The organism is Pseudomonas sp. (genome assembly GCF_049301935.1).
Taxonomy (GTDB): Bacteria; Pseudomonadota; Gammaproteobacteria; order Pseudomonadales; family Pseudomonadaceae; genus Aquipseudomonas.
In genome coordinates this window covers 1-16,974 of the sequence record NZ_JBAQLP010000105.1, presented here as the reverse complement: position 1 = coordinate 16,974, position 16,974 = coordinate 1, and the positions used below count along the sequence as shown (strand labels likewise).

Below are 16,974 nucleotides of genomic sequence, written 5' to 3'. Positions count from 1 at the left end.
GTGTAGGATGGGTGGAGCGTAGCGATACCCATCGCGTGAGGTATCGATTCCTGATGGGTATCGCAGGCTCAACCCATCCTACGGTGTTGCTTACTCACCACGGATATTGAAGTTGGCCATATGTTCCAGGCCCTTGATCAACGCCGAGTGGTCCCAGTTGCTGCCACCGATGGCCGCACAGGTGCTGAACACTTGCTGGGCGTTGGCGGTGTTGGGCAGGTTAAGGCCCAGCTCACGTGCGCCAGCCAGGGCCAGGTTGAGGTCCTTCTGGTGCAGGCTAATGCGGAAACCTGGGTCGAAGGTGCCCTTGATCATGCGCTCACCGTGCACTTCAAGGATCTTCGAACCGGCGAAACCGCCCATCAGCGCTTCACGCACCTTGGCTGGATCGGCGCCGTTCTTCGCGGCGAACAGCAGGGCTTCGGCGACGGCCTGAATGTTCAGGGCGACGATGATCTGGTTGGCGACCTTGGCGGTCTGGCCGTCACCGTTACCGCCGACGCGGGTGATGTTCTTGCCCATGGCCTGGAACAGCGGCAGCGCGCGTTCGAAGGCATTTGGGCAACCGCCGATCATGATCGACAGGCTGGCAGCCTTGGCACCCACTTCACCGCCGGATACCGGTGCGTCGAGGTAGGCAGCGCCGGTGGCTTTGATCTTCTCGGCGAAGACCTTGGTGGCGGTCGGGGAGATCGAACTCATGTCGATCACCACTTTGCCGGCGCCAACGCCTTCGGCGATGCCATCCTTGCGGAACAGCACGTCTTCAACCTGCGGGGTGTCAGGCACCATGATGATGATGAATTCGGCTTCCTGCGCCACTTCGCGTGGGTTGGCCAGGCCAATACCGTTGTCGCCCAGCAGGTCGGCCGGGGCTTTGTCGAAGTGCTCGGAGAAGAACAGGGTGTGCCCGGCTTTCTGCAGGTTCTGCGCCATAGGCTTGCCCATGATGCCGGTGCCGATAAATCCGATTTTAGCCATGAGAGTACTCTCCTAAAGAGTTGCGTAGGATGGGTTGAGCCTGCGATACCCATCACTGGTCCTGATGGGTATCGCTTCGCTCCACCCATCCTACGGGTGACCCTCTCGCATCTGCGGAAGAGGGGAGTTACAGGTCAGATTGCGTTATGTGCTTTCATCCAGCCGAGGCCGGCAGCGGTGGTGGTGGCCGGCTTGTATTCACAGCCGATCCAGCCCTGGTAGCCAATGCGGTCCAGGTGCTCGAAGAGGAAGCGGTAGTTGATCTCGCCCGTGCCCGGCTCGTTGCGGCCCGGGTTATCGGCCAACTGCACATGGTTGATCACAGCCAGGTTGGCCTCGACGGTACGCGCCAGGTCACCTTCCATGATTTGCATATGGTAGATGTCGTATTGCAGGTACAGATTGGGGCTTGCGACCTTGTCGCGAATGGCCAGCGCCTGCTTGGTGGTGTTCAGGTAGAAGCCCGGGATGTCGCGGGTGTTGATCATTTCCATGACCAGCTTGATGCCGGCGGCTTGCAGCTTTTCGGCGGCAAACTTGAGGTTGTCGACGAAAGTCGCCTCAATGGTGGCGCAGTCATAACCCTGTGGGCGGATACCGGCCAGGCAGTTGATCTGCTGGTTGCCCAGCACCTTGGCGTAGGCGATGGCCTGGTCGACACCGGCGCGGAACTCTTCAACGCGGTCGGGGTGGCAGGCGATACCACGCTCGCCCTTGGCCCAATCGCCAGCAGGCAGGTTGAACAGCACCTGCTCCAGACGGTTGGCATCCAGGCGCGCCTTGATCACCTCGGCGGGAAAATCATAGGGGAACAGGTACTCGACACCACCGAAGCCTGCGGCTGCGGCGGCGTCGAAACGGTCCAGAAAGTCCACTTCGGTGAACAGCATGGACAGGTTGGCGGCAAAACGGGGCATAAAAGCATCCTCTGATCTAGCTCCCTCTCCCCTCGGGAGAGGGTTGGGGGGAGGGGAGCGGTAGTTGGGTCAAGGACCGGCCGTGGGCCGCACACAGCCCGCTCCCCCGGCCCCTCTCCCGGAGGAGAGGGGAGGTTTTAATCCAGCAACGAGATCGCAGTCGGGGCGTCGGCACCGCGCTCGGCCAGTTCTTCGAACTCGTTGACCGCGTTGATTTCCACACCCATGGAGATGTTGGTGACACGCTCCAGAATGATTTCCACCACCACCGGTACGCGGAACTCCTCCATCAACGCCTTGGCTTTGGCCAATGCCGCCTGGATGTCGTTCGGCTCGAATACGCGCACGGCTTTACAGCCCAGGCCTTCGACTACGGCGACGTGATCGACACCGTAGCCGTTGATTTCCGGTGCGTTGATGTTCTCGAAGGCCAGCTGCACGCAGTAGTCCATCTCGAAACCGCGCTGCGCCTGGCGAATCAGGCCCAGGTAGGAGTTGTTCACCACCACGTGGATGTATGGCAGGTTGAACTGCGCGCCCACAGCCAGTTCTTCGATCATAAACTGGAAGTCATAGTCGCCCGACAGCGCCACCACCTTGCGGGTTGGGTCGGCCTTGACCACACCCAGCGCTGCTGGAATGGTCCAGCCGAGCGGGCCGGCCTGGCCACAGTTGATCCAGTGGCGCGGCTTGTACACATGCAGGAACTGCGCGCCGGCGATCTGCGACAGACCGATGGTGCTGACGTAGCAGGTGTCCTTGCCGAAGAACTCGTTCATCTCTTCGTACACGCGCTGCGGCTTGACCGGCACGTTGTCGAAGTGGGTCTTGCGCTGCAGGGTGCGCTTGCGCTGCTGGCAATCGGCAACCCAGGCGCTGCGGTCTTTCAGCTTGCCGGCGGCTTTCCATTCCTTGGCCACTTCGATAAAGGCGTCCAGGGCGGCGCCAGCATCGGAAACGATGCCCAGGTCCGGGTTGAACACGCGGCCAATCTGCGTCGGTTCGATATCGACGTGTATAAATTTACGACCCTCGGTGTACACATCGACGCTGCCGGTGTGGCGGTTGGCCCAGCGGTTACCGATACCGAATACCAGATCGGATTCCAGCAGGGTGGCGTTGCCGTAGCGGTGCGAAGTCTGCAGACCGACCATGCCGACCATCAGCTTGTGGTCATCTGGAATCGCGCCCCAGCCCATCAGGGTGGGTACAACCGGCACGCCGGTCAGCTCGGCGAATTCCACCAGCTTGTCGGCCGCGTCGGCGTTGAAGATACCGCCACCCGCTACCAGCAATGGGCGCTCGGCGTCATTGAGCATGGCCAGGGCTTTTTCAGCCTGCACCCGGTTAGCGGCGGGCTTGGCCAATGGCAGGGGTTGGTAGGCGTCGATATCGAATTCGATCTCGGCCATCTGCACGTCGAACGGTAAATCGATCAGCACCGGGCCTGGGCGGCCGCTGCGCATTTCATAGAAGGCTTTCTGGAAGGCGCGCGGTACTTGGCCCGGCTCCATCACGGTGGTCGCCCACTTGGTCACCGGCTTAACGATGCTGGTGATGTCGACGGCCTGGAAGTCTTCCTTGTGCATGCGGGCACGCGGCGCCTGGCCGGTGATGCACAGAATCGGGATGGAGTCTGCCGATGCCGAATACAAGCCGGTGACCATGTCGGTGCCAGCCGGGCCGGAGGTGCCGATGCATACGCCGATATTGCCGGCGTTGGTGCGGGTGTAACCCTCGGCCATGTGCGAGGCACCTTCGACGTGGCGAGCCAGGACGTGGTCGATACCGCCAACTTTCTTCAGTGCAGCGTACAGGGGGTTGATGGCGGCGCCGGGGATGCCGAACGCAGTGTCAACGCCTTCGCGGCGCATCACCAGTACGGCGGCCTCGATTGCTCTCATTTTGGCCATTGTCTTGTGCCTCGTTTGTTATCAGATTGTATACAAAACAGCTGGCTTGGATTCTATTCATGGTCTGACCTTCTGGTCAATACGTTTTGTCGTCGAGGCGCTATCTGGCAAAAATCTTTTAAAACGGCCGTTTTAGCTGGGGTGCTTGATCTGCTGCGGAAACCATTACGAATAAATGTATACAAATAATGTTTGTATTGTATTCGTCTATTGAGTTTTTTGTTTCTAGTGAGATAGTGGCGCTGAGCTTTGGATTGCCCGGCCGCTGTCAACCGTCTTCATTGACGGCGCAGCACCGGGTGTTTCGTAGGGTTAATCAGCATCGAGGAAGACCCAACATGAGTACGTTGAATCTACAAATCGCCACCACCATCAGTAACCGCGCCCTGGCGGTCGGCCGGGAAATTTCTGCAGCACCGCTGACTGTGGCGGTGCTGGATGCCGGCGGCCACCTGATCAGCCTGCAGCGTGAGGACGGCGCCAGCCTGCTGCGCCCGCAAATCGCCATCGGCAAGGCCTGGGGCGCATTGGCACTGGGCAAGGGCTCACGCCTGATCGCCGCCGATGCGCAGCAACGCCCGGCGTTTATCGGTGCGGTCAACAACCTGGCTGACGGTCAGCTGGTGCCGGCACCGGGTGGCGTGTTGATTCGTGATGAGCGCGGCGAGGTGATTGGCGCAGTGGGCATCACCGGTGACACCTCGGATATCGATGAGCAGTGTGCGGTCAGCGCGGTGGAGTCGGTAGGGCTTAAGCCGGATGCGGGTATCGCCGCTTGATGATGCGCGGCTTGAGCCGCGATTAGAGGCGCAATAAAAAACGGTGAATGCTTTGCGGCATTCACCGTTTTTTATTAATTGTTGCCTCAAACCAAGGGCCGGGCGGATAACCAGGCTTACGCGTTGCTGACCTGCTCGGAGGTGCTGGGCTGGGTTTCGTCGATCTCGCAGCCCTTGATCACCAGGCGGATGATGGTCTGTGCGGCGGCTTCGTAGTCGGCTTCGTCCAGGCTGGTTTTGCCGGTTACGGTGGAAATCTGCCAGTCGAAGTCGGCGTAGGTCTGGGTTGCGGCCCAGATGCTGAACAGCAGGTGATGGGGGTCAACCTTGGCCATCAGGCCCTGGTCGATCCAGCCCTGGATGCAGGAAATATTGTGCTTGGCCTGGGCATTCAGCTGCGCGGTCTGGTCGGCGGACAGGTGCGGCGCGCCATGCATAATTTCGCTGGCGAAAACCTTGGAGGCAAACGGCAGTTCGCGGGAGATGCGGATCTTCGAGCGGATATAGCCGCGCAGTACGTCGGCGGGTCTTCCCGGTTGATTGAACGGCGCGGAGGCTTCTAGCAGCGGTTCGATAATGCTTTCCAGCACTTCGCGATAGAGGTTTTCTTTCGACTTGAAGTAGTAGTAGACGTTGGGCTTGGGCACCCCGGCCTTGGCGGCGATATCGCTGGTTTTGCTGGCAGCAAAGCCCTTGTCGGCGAACTCCTCACTGGCTGCGCGTAAAATCAGCTCTCTGTTACGCTCGCGAATACTGGTCATAAGCCTCTGTGCTTCTGTCGAACGCCCGTCGCTGGGCAGCGCGGGGATGGTAGCACCGGCTTTGCGCGGCGCTCAAGGCTTGTGGGCTGGGCTCTGGCGGGCTATCTGACTTGCAGGTCAGGTTGTTGTATACAAAATTTAGTTTTTCTGTTTTTATCTCCCCATATGCATTCATAACCAAAAGTCTCGGCTCGTTGAGCATCAGAGCCTGTGCAAAGTCTCGCGAGCCAGAGCCATGCAAGGCGCTAGGTTAGTAATAGCCTGCGGCTGGTCAAAGCGGTGAGAAAGCGGAATGTACATTTGGACATGAGCATTAGGGCCTGTTTTCAACGCAGCAGGACCGACGCGCAGCAGACTTTGAATCGGTTCTCAGGAGATATGCCGTGAACCATCAGCTAGTTGACCCCTTCGGTCGGCGCATCACCTATCTACGGTTATCGGTTACCGATCGCTGTGATTTCCGCTGCACCTATTGCATGAGTGAGGACATGCAGTTCGCCCCGCGCGAGCAGATCCTCAGCCTCGAAGAGCTCTATGCCGTGGCGGACGCCTTTATTGGCCTGGGGGTCAAACGCATCCGCATCACCGGTGGCGAGCCGCTGGTGCGCAAGAACCTGCTCAGCCTGTTGAGCCGCCTGGGCCAGCGCCCGGAGCTGGAAGACCTGGCCATTACTACCAATGGTTCGCAGCTTCACGAGATGGCCGGCGAATTGCGTGCGGCCGGGGTCAAGCGCCTGAATGTCAGCCTCGATTCGTTGCAGCGCGAGCGCTTTGCCGCCTTTACCCGGCGCGACAAGCTCGACCAGGTGCTGGCAGGTATCGACACCGCCCGCGCCGCCGGCTTTCGCAAGATCAAGCTCAATGCCGTGGTGCAGAAAGGCCGCAACGATGACGAGGTGCTCGACCTGGTCGAGTTCGCCATGGCGCGGGGCCTGGACATCAGCTTTATCGAAGAAATGCCGTTGGGCAGCATTTCCAGCCACCAGCGCGAGCAGACCTTCTGCTCCAGCGATGAGGTGCGTGAACGCATCGAACAACGCCATGCCCTGGTGCGCAGCAGCAAGCAGACCGGTGGCCCGTCGCGCTACTGGCAGGTGGTTGGCAGCGATACCCAGGTTGGTTTTATCTCACCGCACAGCCACAACTTCTGCGGCGACTGTAACCGCGTACGGGTCACCGCCGAGGGCAAACTGGTGCTGTGCCTGGGCCATGAGAATGCCCTGGACCTGAAAGGCCTGATGCGTGCCCATCCCGGCGATAGTCAGCGCCTGCGCGAGGCCCTGATGCAGGCCTTGCAACTGAAACCCGAGCGTCACCACTTCGAGACAGATGCCCAGGTGCAGGTTATTCGCTTTATGAGCATGACCGGCGGCTAACCCTTAGCCGCTTCCTCACCGCCTTGGGCGGTTCCTTCGTTCCACTCTCACAATTGAGCAGGAGGTTTGCTGTGAAGCCCTCGCACGTCTGCAGTTTGTTCGCCGTTGTCTGTTCCAGCGCGGTCAGCGCTGAAAGCTATGTGATTGGTGTAGAGAAACTGGCCTTTGCGCCGCACTACAGCATCGATGCGCAAGGTCTGTACCAGGGCTTTGCCCGTGAGCTGTTTGATTTGTTCGCGAAGACCAGCGGGGTGGAGCTGAGCTACAAGGTGCTGCCCGTTGAGCAGCTGTTGCCCGCGCTGCTTAGCGGCCAGGTGGATTTCAAATACCCCGACAGTGAAACCTGGGCGCAGGAGCAGAAAGCCGGTAAGTCCCTGAGCTACAGCCAGGGCGTGGTCGAGTATGTGGATGGCGTGCTGGTTGCACCGCAGCGCCATGGCCAGCCCATCGAGCAGATCACGCGCCTGGCCATGGTCAATGGCTGGACGCCCTGGGGCTATCAGGAGCGAATCAATGCCGGGCAGATCGAGCTGACCTACAGCGATGATCTACGCCAGATGATCCGTCAGGCGCTGAAGAAAGACACCGATGGCGCTTACTTTAACGTGGTGGTGGCGACTCATTACCTGGACAACATCCGCGCACGGCCGGGCGCGCTGATCTTCGACGCGCAGCTGCCGCATAACCGTGGCAGCTTCAAGCTGTCGACCCTCAAACATGCGGCGTTTATGCAGCGCTTTGATCGCTTTCTGCTGGATGAACAGCGCGCCATAGCTGAGCTGAAGGGCCGTTACCGGGTCGAGGCCAACCTCGACTCGGAGCATATAGGCGTGGAGCAATGGAAGCTGGATTTCTTGGAGCGGCAAAAAACCAGGGAAGCGGGCGGGAGCTGATTGGCCGTTTTGCCCAGCGAGTTGCCACATTGCCGACTCGGGTCGGCATTGTGGCAGGGCTATGGCAAGTGATTCAGCTGCGGAAGCGCTGGCAGGCCGGCCAGTGGCGCATCAGCAGGTAGTAGCTGAGGCCGGCCGGGATCAGGCTGGCGTACCAGGACACCGAGGAGAGGCTCAGCGCGACCACGGCACCGAACAGCGAGGCGATGATGGCGGCGTAGTTCACTCCGCGATAGGGGCCTTGCGGGTCATACAATTTGCCGACATCCAGGGTGCGCCGGCGGATGATGAAGTAGTCCACCACCATCACGGCGAAGATCGGGCCGAGGAACGCCGAGTAGGTCTGCACGAATACCTGCAGGCCGGCCGACGACTCTGCCTTGACCAGCTCCCAGGGGAAGGTGCCGAAGGCGAGCAGGCCGACGATGATGGTGGAGGTGCGGAACGGCAGCTTGAACACGTCCATCAGGATGTAGGTCGGCGGCACCACGTTGTTCAGCACGTTGGTGGTGACCTGGGCGAAGGCGATGAACAGCAGCGTCACCACCAGCAGGGGCGTGTTGTCGACTGCGCTGGAGAACACCTGGATCGGGTCGTTGACGCCGGTGGCGCCGGACACCATCAGGCCGATCAATCCCATGAACAGGGTGCAGGGCAGGATCGACATGGCATACAGGGTGGTCAACAGGCCCGGGCCGCTGCCTTTCTTCAGCTCGCGGGAGTAATCGCTGACGTTGAGCATCATGGTGCTGTAGATGCCGAGGAACAGCAGGGTCGCGCCCCAGAACGGCAAGCCCCAGGTGCCCTCGATGTTCACCAGCTTGGTCATGATCTCGTCGCCGTAGCGATTGATCACGCTGTAGAACATGTACACCAGCGACACCAGGATGAAGCCGCTGCCGACGTTCTCCAGCCATTTGATGCCCTGAAAACCGAACATCGACAGGCCGATTTGCAGCAACTGGAAGACGACAAAGTAGAACACCAGGTTGTCGAAGCCGAACAAGGTGGCGGACACGGCATTGATAGCCGCCGCACCGATCCAGCTCTGGAAACCGTACCAGACGATGGCCGGGACCGCCCGCACCAGGCCGGGGAAGCGGGTGCCGGCGAAGCCGAAGGCGCTGCGCGCCTGGACCATGAACGGAATGCCGTACTTGTAGCCAGCGGCGCCATTGAGGGCCAGGGCGATGCCGATGACGAAGCAGCCGATGGCGATCGCCAGTGCGGTTTGCAGCAAGTTGAGGGTGCCGACGATGCTCGAACCCATGGCGAAGGTGCCGATCGAAACACAGCCACCGAACCAGGCCAGCAGGTAGGAAACCCGTCCCATGATGCGGTGTTGTTGCGGGGCCAGCGACTCTTGGCCGGCCGTTTTGCCGGCTGTTGGTTCTGCGTAGTCGATCGCTTGCGAGGCGACATTTTCAGTGTGCATGGTATGAACCTCGGTGATGGGACCTTGTGCGGTCCACCTCTGTTTTTGTTGTGTGCTGCCCGAATCCATCGTGTTAAAGCGCCAAGTCGTCTGTTACCGGAGCGGGTTGGGGGGCTCCGGTTAGTGCTGGTTGGCGTGTGAGAGATGTTCGAACTGGCCGCTGAAGGCCTTCGCTCGCGGAAAGTCCAGGTCGCCGTACTTGCTGGTGCCCAGGCCCAGGCTGACCAGCGATTCGGCGAGCTTCACCGCAGCGGTGACCCCTTCGATGATCGGCAGCCCAACGGCATCGCGGATATGTGCGGTCAGGTCGGCCATGCCACCACAGCCCAGGACGATGGCGCCGATATTGTCTTCGGCCTTGGCCCGCAGGCATTCGTCGATGATCCGCTGCAGCGCCTGGTCGCCGCTGTCCTCAAGTTCGAGCACGGGTATCTCTGCCGCGCGTACCCGTCGGCAGTGGTGGGCGAAGCCGTAGGTCTGCAACAAATGCTCGGCGATGATCCCGGTGCGACCGAGGGTGGTTACGATCGAGAAGCGCGTGCTGATCAGGCTGGCCAGGTGAAAAGCCGCCTCGGCAATCCCGATCACCGGCGCGCGCGTGAGTTCGCGGGCGGCCAGCAGGCCGGGATCGCCAAAGCAGGCGAGGATGTAGGCATCGGTTTGCTCGAGCTCGCCGGCGCGCACTTCTTCGATAACGCCCACGGCGCTGATGGCCTCATCGAAATGGCTCTCGATCGAGACCGGGCCGCTGCGTGGATTGCACGGAACGATCAAGGTTCCAGGCGCGGCGACACGGCTGGCGGCCTCGCCGATCTTGTCGGTCATGCTGGCCGTGGTGTTGGGGTTGATGACGCGAATTTTCATGGTTTCCTCTTCGGGGCAAGGGATGCGCTTAAAGTTGTACACAATAATTTTATATTTAGGAATAAATATTTTTGTATTTGTATACAAAAATAGCGCTGACTGTGCTAGGAATTTGACCTTGGGGTCAGGTTAATGCGGATTTTATGGATAAGTCCTTTATTTATCAGTCTGTTACAGAGATTTTCTGATGTTCCTGGCATTCCAGCGATGGCTGCCAGGCGCACTGCGTTTAAACCCGGTTGAAGGGAGTGTTTATTCGGGGGGAGGGGCGATAACTCTTTTTGCAGCTGCGCGTGTTGCGCCGGGGCGGCAGCGATTACGGGCGCCGGGGCGGGGATGTGATAAGCAGGGGGACGCTGCGCCAGGTTTCGGCGGCGTCGGACGAACGGATCAGTTGGCTGCGCCCGGCATGCAGCCGCAGCCTGGCGGCTGCCCGCAGCGGCGCGAGTGCTCCGCAGGCAGCGCCCGTTCCGTCGCTGCGTCAGTCTGCGCCCGCGCTGCCCGTTGAGCGCAGCGGCAGGCACTCAACGGGCGCGGTCACTTCAACTGTGCGGGCCGACCGCAGCCGGGACGCTTTTGGCCGCGCAGTGCTTGCGCATCAGCACGTAGTGGAACAGCGCGCCGAGCATGGCACCGAACAGCCAGGAGTAGCCGGACAGCTCGTTCAGACCCGGGGTCCACACCGAGGCGACCGAGAACACTGAGGCCACGCCGAAGGCGATCATGGCATTACGGTTCCAGCCGCCATTGTAGTAGTAGGTCGAGCCGGCTTCGGCGCTGAACAGGTCCTGCAGGTTGAGCTGCTGTTTACGCACCAGGTAGTAGTCGGCAACGAGGATGCCGTACAGCGGTGCCAACACCGCGCCCAGGGTGTCAACGAAGGCGGCGATGCCGACGTTGCTGATAAACGACACCCACAGCGCACCGATAAAGAAGGCGATGGCCGCGGTGATAAAACCACCGGTGCGCGCGCTGATATGGGCCGGTGCCAGGTTGGCGATGTCGTAGGCCGGCGGGATGAAGTTGGCCACCAGGTTGATTCCCACCGTGGCGGCGAAGAAGGTCAGCGCGGCGATAATGGTCAGGGTCAGGTTATCCACCCGGGCGACGATATCGGTGGGGTTGGTCAGGGTCTCGCCGAACACCACCACGGTGCCAGCGGTGATCACCAGGGCAATCAGCGAGAAGATCGCCAGGCTTACCGGCAGGCCGAGGAAGTTGCCAACGGTCATCTGTTTTTCGCTTTTGACGAAGCGCGCGAAGTCGCCGTAGTTGATCACCACTGCGGCGAAGTAGGCGACCATGGTGCCGACCACTGCGACAAAGGCGGCAACCGGGCCGGCGGCATATTCGCCGGTGCCGCGGAAGATCTCGCCCAGCTCACTGAGCAGGCTGGGGCCGGCCTGGTACCAGATCATCAGCATCAGCGCGATCATCACCAAGTAGACCAGCGGACCGGCCCAGTTGAGGAACTTGGTGATCCAGTCGATCCCGCGGATAAACAGGGCGACCTGAAATACGCAGACGATCACATAGGAGACCCAGCCGATAGCGGTCATGCCCAGAAAGGTCGCACCCGACCCGCTGCCCAGTAGCGAATTGAGCAGCAGGGCTACGGCAGTGGAGGCGAAATAGGTCTGCACGCCATACCAGAAGATCGCCACGATGCCGCGCACCACGGCAGGGAAGTTGGCCCCGCGCACGCCCATGCTGGCGCGGGCCATGACCGGAAAGGGAATGCCGTACTTGACGCTGGGTTTGCCGGTCAGTTGCACCAGACCCATGACGATAAAGCCAGCGAGGACGATGCCGGCCAGCACCGCCCAGCCGTTCAGCCCATAGGAAATAAACAGGGTAGCGGCCAGGGTGTAGCCGAACAGGCTCTGGATGTCGTTGGACCAGACGTTGAAGATCTCGAACCAGCCCCATTTGCGCTTTGCCGGTGGCAGAGGGGCCAGATCTGCGTTATGCAGCGAGGTGTCGATTTGCTTGATGCGAAAATCATCGGTGGGCATGAGCAGCTCCTCAAATCTTGTTATAGGCGTCTCTGGGGCGCATGTCTGAGCAGGGTTGTAGGCACTGTCCATTGCACGTTCGGCTGGCCAGGATGTTTTGACCGGGATCACGTAAAACAGATTGAGTGCAGTATTGTTGTACACATAAAAATTAATTGTGAACACTTTTTTCTATAGAATTGTGCACAAAACTTATGATTGTCGTGATCAATATATTGACTTTATGGTCAGTTTAAGGGTCATTTAGCAGGCTTAAGGCATTGCCATGCAGTGTATTTCCGTCAGACGCCTTGTCTCGTCCGGTGCGTCATCCTCCTCGCAGCGCCAAGGCGTAACGGCATCCTATTTTGAAGCTTAGTGCTGGAGCACAAAGATAGCCCGCAGCCGGCCCATGGCTGAGTCGCACGTCAGAAGCGCTGGGCAGAGGACCGGTGCAGGACCTGGCGGTTGTAGGGTTTCTTGTGTACAAAAAAAGGGGAGCACGTTATCCGGGCTCCCCTTTACCTTGCCACTGCCGCCTACCCGGCAGTGTTCGAGTTCGCTTAGAAGTGGTACTTCACCAGCGCTTGCACTGCGGTCTGATCGAAACCATCGGTCGAACCGTCGACGGGTTTGATGCCGTACTTGTTGTGCCACATGTTCAGCTCGGTACCGACATACAGCTTGCGCCCTTCGCCGAACAGCGCTTTGCCGGCATCCCATTTGATCTGGATCGAGGAGCCGACCGAGGTCTGGGTGCCGGCGTCCTTGGACGGGGCGCGCCAGTCGATAAAGCCGTCGATCACGAAGTCCTGTTCGCCAATGGCAAACGGGTAGGCACCGTTCACGGTCAGTTGGTAAGTGTGGCCGTTGCCTGTGTCCGAAGCCTTGAAACCATGGTCGAAGAAGATGTGGTTGTTGACCTTTACCGCATACAGGTTGGCGTTCAGGTAGGCAAAGCCTGGCGCGTTCCAGGCGGTGCCGATGCCGTACAGGTAGTTTTCGGTGCCCGGGCCGCCGTTGCCTTTTTCATAGGTAAAGGCTGCGTACACATCCTTCAACGGGCCTACGGACAGGTCCTGCCCGGTCAGCCAGCTGAGGCTGACGCGTGGCGAGAATTCCATGTAGTAGAAACTGCTCTTCTCGTCGATATCCAGGTTGCCGAAGTTGCTGCCGCGCGCCTGCTCGTTGTCGGCGTCGATGTAGTCGAGGAAGAAGAACGTGTCACCCCAGATCCAGCCGCTGGCGTTTTCCAGGCTGAAGGTGGTTTGCGAGCGCTGCTCACCTTCGTTGAAGTTCAGGCGCTGGAAGTTGCTGCCGTAAAGGTAGGAGAGGCTGGTGTCTTGCCAGAGAAAGGCATCGCTGGCCAAGGCCTGTTGACCAGAAAACAGTCCGGCCGAGAGGGCGATGCCGTGGGGCAGGTGCTTCAGTTTCATCATGGTTTCCTTATTATTGGGCTTACAAGGTTTCTCAAGCCTGCGGCGAACCGCAGGGTCGAACAGGCAAATAGGTTGAGGTCTCAACGGGGTCGCTCGGACGCAGTGAACTCATGCAGGGCGGCGTACAGTGAATTGGGCAGGTCGGCCTGGGCTGGCTTTGGCCGTGCGGCTTTCTGGAGAAACCTGATAACGGCCAGGGTGGCGACGCTAACAGTCGCCAGGGGCGTAGCGCCGAGTGCGCGACCTGCCGCTGTGGCGGTCCGCTGGTGGCTAACCGCAGACGGAGCTGGGGTGCGTGGAGTGTGAGGGGTTGTCATGTTTGAGCCTGCCAGTTGTTCTTATATGGTCATGGGCTTACACGAGGCTTCACGGGCCTCTGTTCTGAGTGCGAGATAAAGTTGTCCGCGCGGTCAGGTTGGTTGACTATAGCAATTTGTTTACAGCGTTAAAAACAATTTATTTTAAGATTGTGCACAAAAAATCAACCGTCAGTCAGATTGCTGAGCGTTACGGCAAAACGTGCACAGGACGTGTGGCAGGGAGCGCTGGTGCGGGGAGGGGCGTGCGGCTGTTGGCCGAAAGACAAATGCCGCACCCAGGGTGGGTGCGGCATGCGGGTGGATCAGTTGAGCTGGGCGCCCTGGTCGATCCATGAGCCGATCAGCTCACGTTCTTCCTGGGTCATCTGGGTGATGTTGCCCAGCGGCATGATCTGCGAAGCAACGCTTTGCGCGTGAATCTTCGCGGCCTGCGCCTTGATCTGCTCCGGCGTGTCGAGGATAAAGCCGGCAGGCGGTGCGCTGAACATCGGGCTGCTGGGCGTGGCCGAGTGGCACACGCTGCAGCGTTGCTGAATCACGCTGTTGACCTGGGCAAAGTCGCCAGCGCCAGTGGTCGTTTCAGCGGGAGCACTGGCCTCAGGCGCCGCTGTGGCTTCTGCCGGTTTGGCCGCGGCTTCGGCAGCCTTGGCGACAACTTCCGGGTGGCCGCTGATGCCAGTGGCCGGTACCGGGGCGTATTTGATTCCTGCAGCTGGCGGCTGCTGCGGTGCAGCGGCCTTCATGCTCGGGCCGGTGACGAATGCCAGGCAGATCATGCCCAGTGCGGCGGCAGGCAGGGTCCAGACGTACTTGCTGCTGTCATGGCGGGTGTTGAAGTAGTGGCGCACCAGTACCGCCAGCATCGCGATGCCCGCCAGGATCAGCCAGTTGTATTGGCTGCCGTAGGTACTCGGGAAGTGGTTACTGATCATGATGAACAGCACCGGCAGGGTGAAGTAGTTGTTGTGACGCGAGCGCAGCAGGCCTTTGGCCGGCAGGGTTGGGTCCGGCGTGGTGTGGTCTTCGATAGCCTTAACCAGCGCGCGCTGGGCCGGCATGATGGTGAAGAATACGTTGCCGACCATGATGGTGCCGATGATGGCGCCGACATGGATATAGGCGGCGCGGCCGCTGAAGATCTGGCTGAAGCCATAGGCGGCAGCGATGATCAGCACGAACAGCACGGCGCCAAGCAGGGCCGGGCGCTTGCCCAGCGGTGAATCGCAGAGGAAGTGATAGGCGATGTAGCCCGCGACCATCGAGCCGAAACCGATGGCAATGGCCATTTCCGGCGCCAGATCAACGCCTGGTTTAACCAGGTACAGGCTCGGGTTGAGGTAGTAGACCACCAGCATCAGGGCCACGCCCGACAGCCAGGTGGCATAGGCCTCCCATTTGAACCAATGCAGGTTCTCCGGCATTTTCGGCGGGGCCAGTTTGTATTTTTCCAGGTGGTAGATGCCGCCACCATGAATCGCCCAGAGGTCACCCGACAAACCTTCGCGGGGATTGCTGCGGTTGAGGTTGTTTTCCAGCCAGACGAAATAGAAGGATGCGCCGATCCAGGCGATGCCGGTGATCATATGCACCCAGCGGATACCCAGGTTCAGCCACTCAGTAAAATGCGCTTCCACAATCAGTACCTCTTTCCCAGTGCCGGCACGCCGGTGCTGGGCTTCTCTTATTGGTGGGGGGCGAGGAGCAGTTGTTCCTCGTCGCTAAAGAAATGCTCATCGCAGTTGTTGCCAGAACCACTGCGATCAACCACCAGGAAGTCATCCCGCTTTTCGATCGTCAGCACCGGGTGGTGCCAAACGCCGCGATGGTAATTAATGCCCTGCCTGCCGTTGCTGCGGAAGGCGCGGACCAACTCCGATTCAGGTGCATCGCCAAGTGGCGCGACCACAATCAGAAAGGGGTTGCCGAGCAGCGGAATAAACGCCTGGCTGCCCAGCGGATGACGCTCCAGCATGCGCACGGTCAGCGGCATATCCAGGGCCTCGGCACTGAAGATGCTGATGATCGCCTTATCCTCTGGCTGTGCGGTCTCGACCGTGGCCAGTTTGTGATAGCGGCGCGTGGAGCCGTTATTGATCATAAAGAACTCGCTGCCGTCGGTTTCGATAACGTCACCGAAGGGGGCGAAGGCTTCTTTGCTTAACGGCTCGATGATCAATGTGCGCATGTTGGTCTTCTGTTTTTAAGTTCGTTGTCGATGCTTTGCTTTTGTAGGAGCGGCCTTGGCCGCGATGCTGTGAATGTTTAAGGGCATCGCGGGCAAGCCCGCTCCTACAGGTAATGCATTTACTTGGCGACTTTGCCGAACAGGCGCAGGCGACTGATACCACCGTCCGGGAACACGTTCACCCGTACGTGGGTGATCGGGCCGAGGGCGTTGATCTGCTCGCTGAACTCATGTTCGGCGTGCATCGACAGCTTCTGGCTTGGCAGCAGTTCGCGCCAGAACAGGCTTTGGGTTTCGATCTGGCTGTCGGTTCCGCCTTTGACGAAGGCCGCCTGGATCGAGCAGCTGTCCGGGTAGTTGCCTTTGAAGTGCAGGGTGTCGACGACGATGCGCTCGATCTCGCCCGGATGGCCGAGGGCGATAATCACCCAGTCGTTGCCTGGGGTACGACGGCGCGCGGTTTCCCAGCCGTCGCCCATGTTGATGCCACGGCCCGGGTTGAGGATGTTGCTCATGCGGCCGAAGTGTTCGTCCGAGCAGGCCAGGGCACGGCCACCATTGAGCGCGGCAGCCAGGTCGATCTGCTCGTTATCGCCAACGTTGCTCCAGTCGCGGAACGGTACGCCGTAGACGCGCAGGCGAGCGACGCCGCCGTCTGGGTAGATGTTGAAGCGCAGGTGGGTGAAGGCCTGAGCATTGTTGATTTCGTGGTAGTGGTGGCTGTTGCCTTGCAGCTCGACGGCGCCCAGTACTTCGGTCCATTCGGTGGCGTCGCTCGGGTCGCCTGCAGCGACGAAGCAGCCTTCCAGGGACGCCGATGGCGGGAAGTTACCGGTGAAGAAGCTGGTGTCGATGTCCACGCCCTTGATTGAACCCGGCACGCCCAGACGGATTACCGCGCTGTCGTAACCTTCGAAGCGCTTGCGGCGCGATTCCCAGCCATCCATCCACTTGCCGTTGTCATCGAACACGCCTTCCTTCCACACCGCAGGGGTCGGCTGGAACAGACGGTTGACGTCGGCGAACCAGTCGTCGGTGACCGCGATGGCCTGGGTGCCCAGGCGCGCGTCGGCCAGGTTGACGTATTTCTCAAAGGGTACGGCGTAAGCTTTCATGA

At 60.1% G+C, this 16,974-nt stretch carries 14 protein-coding genes; 3 read left to right on the top strand and 11 right to left on the bottom strand.

What is annotated here, in order from left to right:
- Positions 1-90: 90 nt before the first annotated feature.
- The 3 genes from WA145_RS14390 to gcl all read right to left on the bottom strand — a co-directional run bounded on the left by WA145_RS14390 (position 91) and on the right by gcl (position 3,811).
- Entirely contained in the window at positions 91-981 is an 891-nt protein-coding gene (locus WA145_RS14390; protein WP_422582239.1) for a 2-hydroxy-3-oxopropionate reductase, read from the bottom strand.
- A 134-nt stretch (positions 982-1,115) separates the two neighbouring features.
- On the bottom strand, positions 1,116-1,898 hold the full coding sequence (gene hyi, locus WA145_RS14385; RefSeq protein ID WP_422582238.1) for a hydroxypyruvate isomerase: 783 nt from the start codon (positions 1,896-1,898) through the stop codon (positions 1,116-1,118).
- Positions 1,899-2,035: 137 nt separating this feature from the next.
- Positions 2,036-3,811 carry a glyoxylate carboligase gene (gene gcl, locus WA145_RS14380; protein ID WP_422582237.1) on the bottom strand — a complete coding sequence of 592 codons (1,776 nt, stop codon included), beginning with the start codon at positions 3,809-3,811 and terminating at the stop codon, positions 2,036-2,038.
- Positions 3,812-4,149: 338 nt separating this feature from the next.
- Between gcl and WA145_RS14375 the strand changes: the two genes are divergently transcribed.
- Positions 4,150-4,590, top strand: a complete 441-nt coding sequence (locus WA145_RS14375) for a GlcG/HbpS family heme-binding protein (RefSeq protein ID WP_090386575.1) — start codon at positions 4,150-4,152, stop codon at positions 4,588-4,590.
- 116 nt (positions 4,591-4,706) lie between these two features.
- Here the strand turns inward: WA145_RS14375 and WA145_RS14370 are convergent, their stop codons facing one another.
- Positions 4,707-5,351 (bottom strand): TetR/AcrR family transcriptional regulator, encoded by a 645-nt coding sequence (locus WA145_RS14370; protein WP_422582236.1) that lies wholly within the window; start codon positions 5,349-5,351, stop codon positions 4,707-4,709.
- Positions 5,352-5,734: 383 nt separating this feature from the next.
- Here WA145_RS14370 and moaA point away from each other — a divergent pair, with 383 nt between their 5' ends.
- Together moaA and WA145_RS14360 are read left to right on the top strand one after the other, a co-directional pair.
- Positions 5,735-6,727 (top strand): GTP 3',8-cyclase MoaA, encoded by a 993-nt coding sequence (gene moaA, locus WA145_RS14365; RefSeq protein WP_422582235.1) that lies wholly within the window; start codon positions 5,735-5,737, stop codon positions 6,725-6,727.
- A 71-nt stretch (positions 6,728-6,798) separates the two neighbouring features.
- On the top strand, positions 6,799-7,620 hold the full coding sequence (locus tag WA145_RS14360) for a transporter substrate-binding domain-containing protein (protein ID WP_422582234.1): 822 nt from the start codon (positions 6,799-6,801) through the stop codon (positions 7,618-7,620).
- Positions 7,621-7,693: 73 nt separating this feature from the next.
- Here WA145_RS14360 and WA145_RS14355 read toward each other — a convergent pair whose 3' ends face one another.
- The 7 genes from WA145_RS14355 to alc form a co-directional block, all read right to left on the bottom strand.
- Positions 7,694-9,055, bottom strand: a complete 1,362-nt coding sequence (locus WA145_RS14355) for an NCS1 family transporter (RefSeq protein WP_422582233.1) — start codon at positions 9,053-9,055, stop codon at positions 7,694-7,696.
- Positions 9,056-9,175: 120 nt separating this feature from the next.
- Positions 9,176-9,919, bottom strand: coding sequence for an aspartate/glutamate racemase family protein (locus tag WA145_RS14350; RefSeq protein ID WP_422582232.1), 744 nt, complete (start codon positions 9,917-9,919; stop codon positions 9,176-9,178).
- A 542-nt stretch (positions 9,920-10,461) separates the two neighbouring features.
- On the bottom strand, positions 10,462-11,934 hold the full coding sequence (locus tag WA145_RS14345) for an NCS1 family nucleobase:cation symporter-1 (protein ID WP_422582231.1): 1,473 nt from the start codon (positions 11,932-11,934) through the stop codon (positions 10,462-10,464).
- A gap of 542 nt (positions 11,935-12,476) precedes the next feature.
- Positions 12,477-13,349 carry an outer membrane protein OmpK gene (locus WA145_RS14340; RefSeq protein WP_422582230.1) on the bottom strand — a complete coding sequence of 291 codons (873 nt, stop codon included), beginning with the start codon at positions 13,347-13,349 and terminating at the stop codon, positions 12,477-12,479.
- Positions 13,350-13,974: 625 nt separating this feature from the next.
- On the bottom strand, positions 13,975-15,306 hold the full coding sequence (locus WA145_RS14335) for a urate hydroxylase PuuD (protein WP_422582229.1): 1,332 nt from the start codon (positions 15,304-15,306) through the stop codon (positions 13,975-13,977).
- 47 nt (positions 15,307-15,353) lie between these two features.
- A complete protein-coding gene (locus tag WA145_RS14330; RefSeq protein ID WP_422582228.1) occupies positions 15,354-15,857 on the bottom strand; it encodes an ureidoglycolate lyase in 504 nt (167 codons plus the stop codon).
- A gap of 119 nt (positions 15,858-15,976) precedes the next feature.
- Positions 15,977-16,972 carry an allantoicase gene (gene alc / locus WA145_RS14325; protein ID WP_422582227.1) on the bottom strand — a complete coding sequence of 332 codons (996 nt, stop codon included), beginning with the start codon at positions 16,970-16,972 and terminating at the stop codon, positions 15,977-15,979.
- Between the last annotated feature and the right edge of the window lie 2 nt (positions 16,973-16,974).

Coding starts and splice junctions, on each gene's coding strand:
- WA145_RS14390 (WP_422582239.1), bottom strand. CDS start 981: ATGGCTAAAATCGGATTTATCGGCACCGGCATCATGGGCAAGCCTATG.
- hyi (WP_422582238.1), bottom strand. CDS start 1,898: ATGCCCCGTTTTGCCGCCAACCTGTCCATGCTGTTCACCGAAGTGGAC.
- gcl (WP_422582237.1), bottom strand. CDS start 3,811: ATGGCCAAAATGAGAGCAATCGAGGCCGCCGTACTGGTGATGCGCCGC.
- WA145_RS14375 (WP_090386575.1), top strand. CDS start 4,150: ATGAGTACGTTGAATCTACAAATCGCCACCACCATCAGTAACCGCGCC.
- WA145_RS14370 (WP_422582236.1), bottom strand. CDS start 5,351: ATGACCAGTATTCGCGAGCGTAACAGAGAGCTGATTTTACGCGCAGCC.
- WA145_RS14355 (WP_422582233.1), bottom strand. CDS start 9,055: ATGCACACTGAAAATGTCGCCTCGCAAGCGATCGACTACGCAGAACCA.
- WA145_RS14350 (WP_422582232.1), bottom strand. CDS start 9,919: ATGAAAATTCGCGTCATCAACCCCAACACCACGGCCAGCATGACCGAC.
- WA145_RS14345 (WP_422582231.1), bottom strand. CDS start 11,934: ATGCCCACCGATGATTTTCGCATCAAGCAAATCGACACCTCGCTGCAT.
- WA145_RS14340 (WP_422582230.1), bottom strand. CDS start 13,349: ATGAAACTGAAGCACCTGCCCCACGGCATCGCCCTCTCGGCCGGACTG.
- WA145_RS14330 (WP_422582228.1), bottom strand. CDS start 15,857: ATGCGCACATTGATCATCGAGCCGTTAAGCAAAGAAGCCTTCGCCCCC.
- alc (WP_422582227.1), bottom strand. CDS start 16,972: ATGAAAGCTTACGCCGTACCCTTTGAGAAATACGTCAACCTGGCCGAC.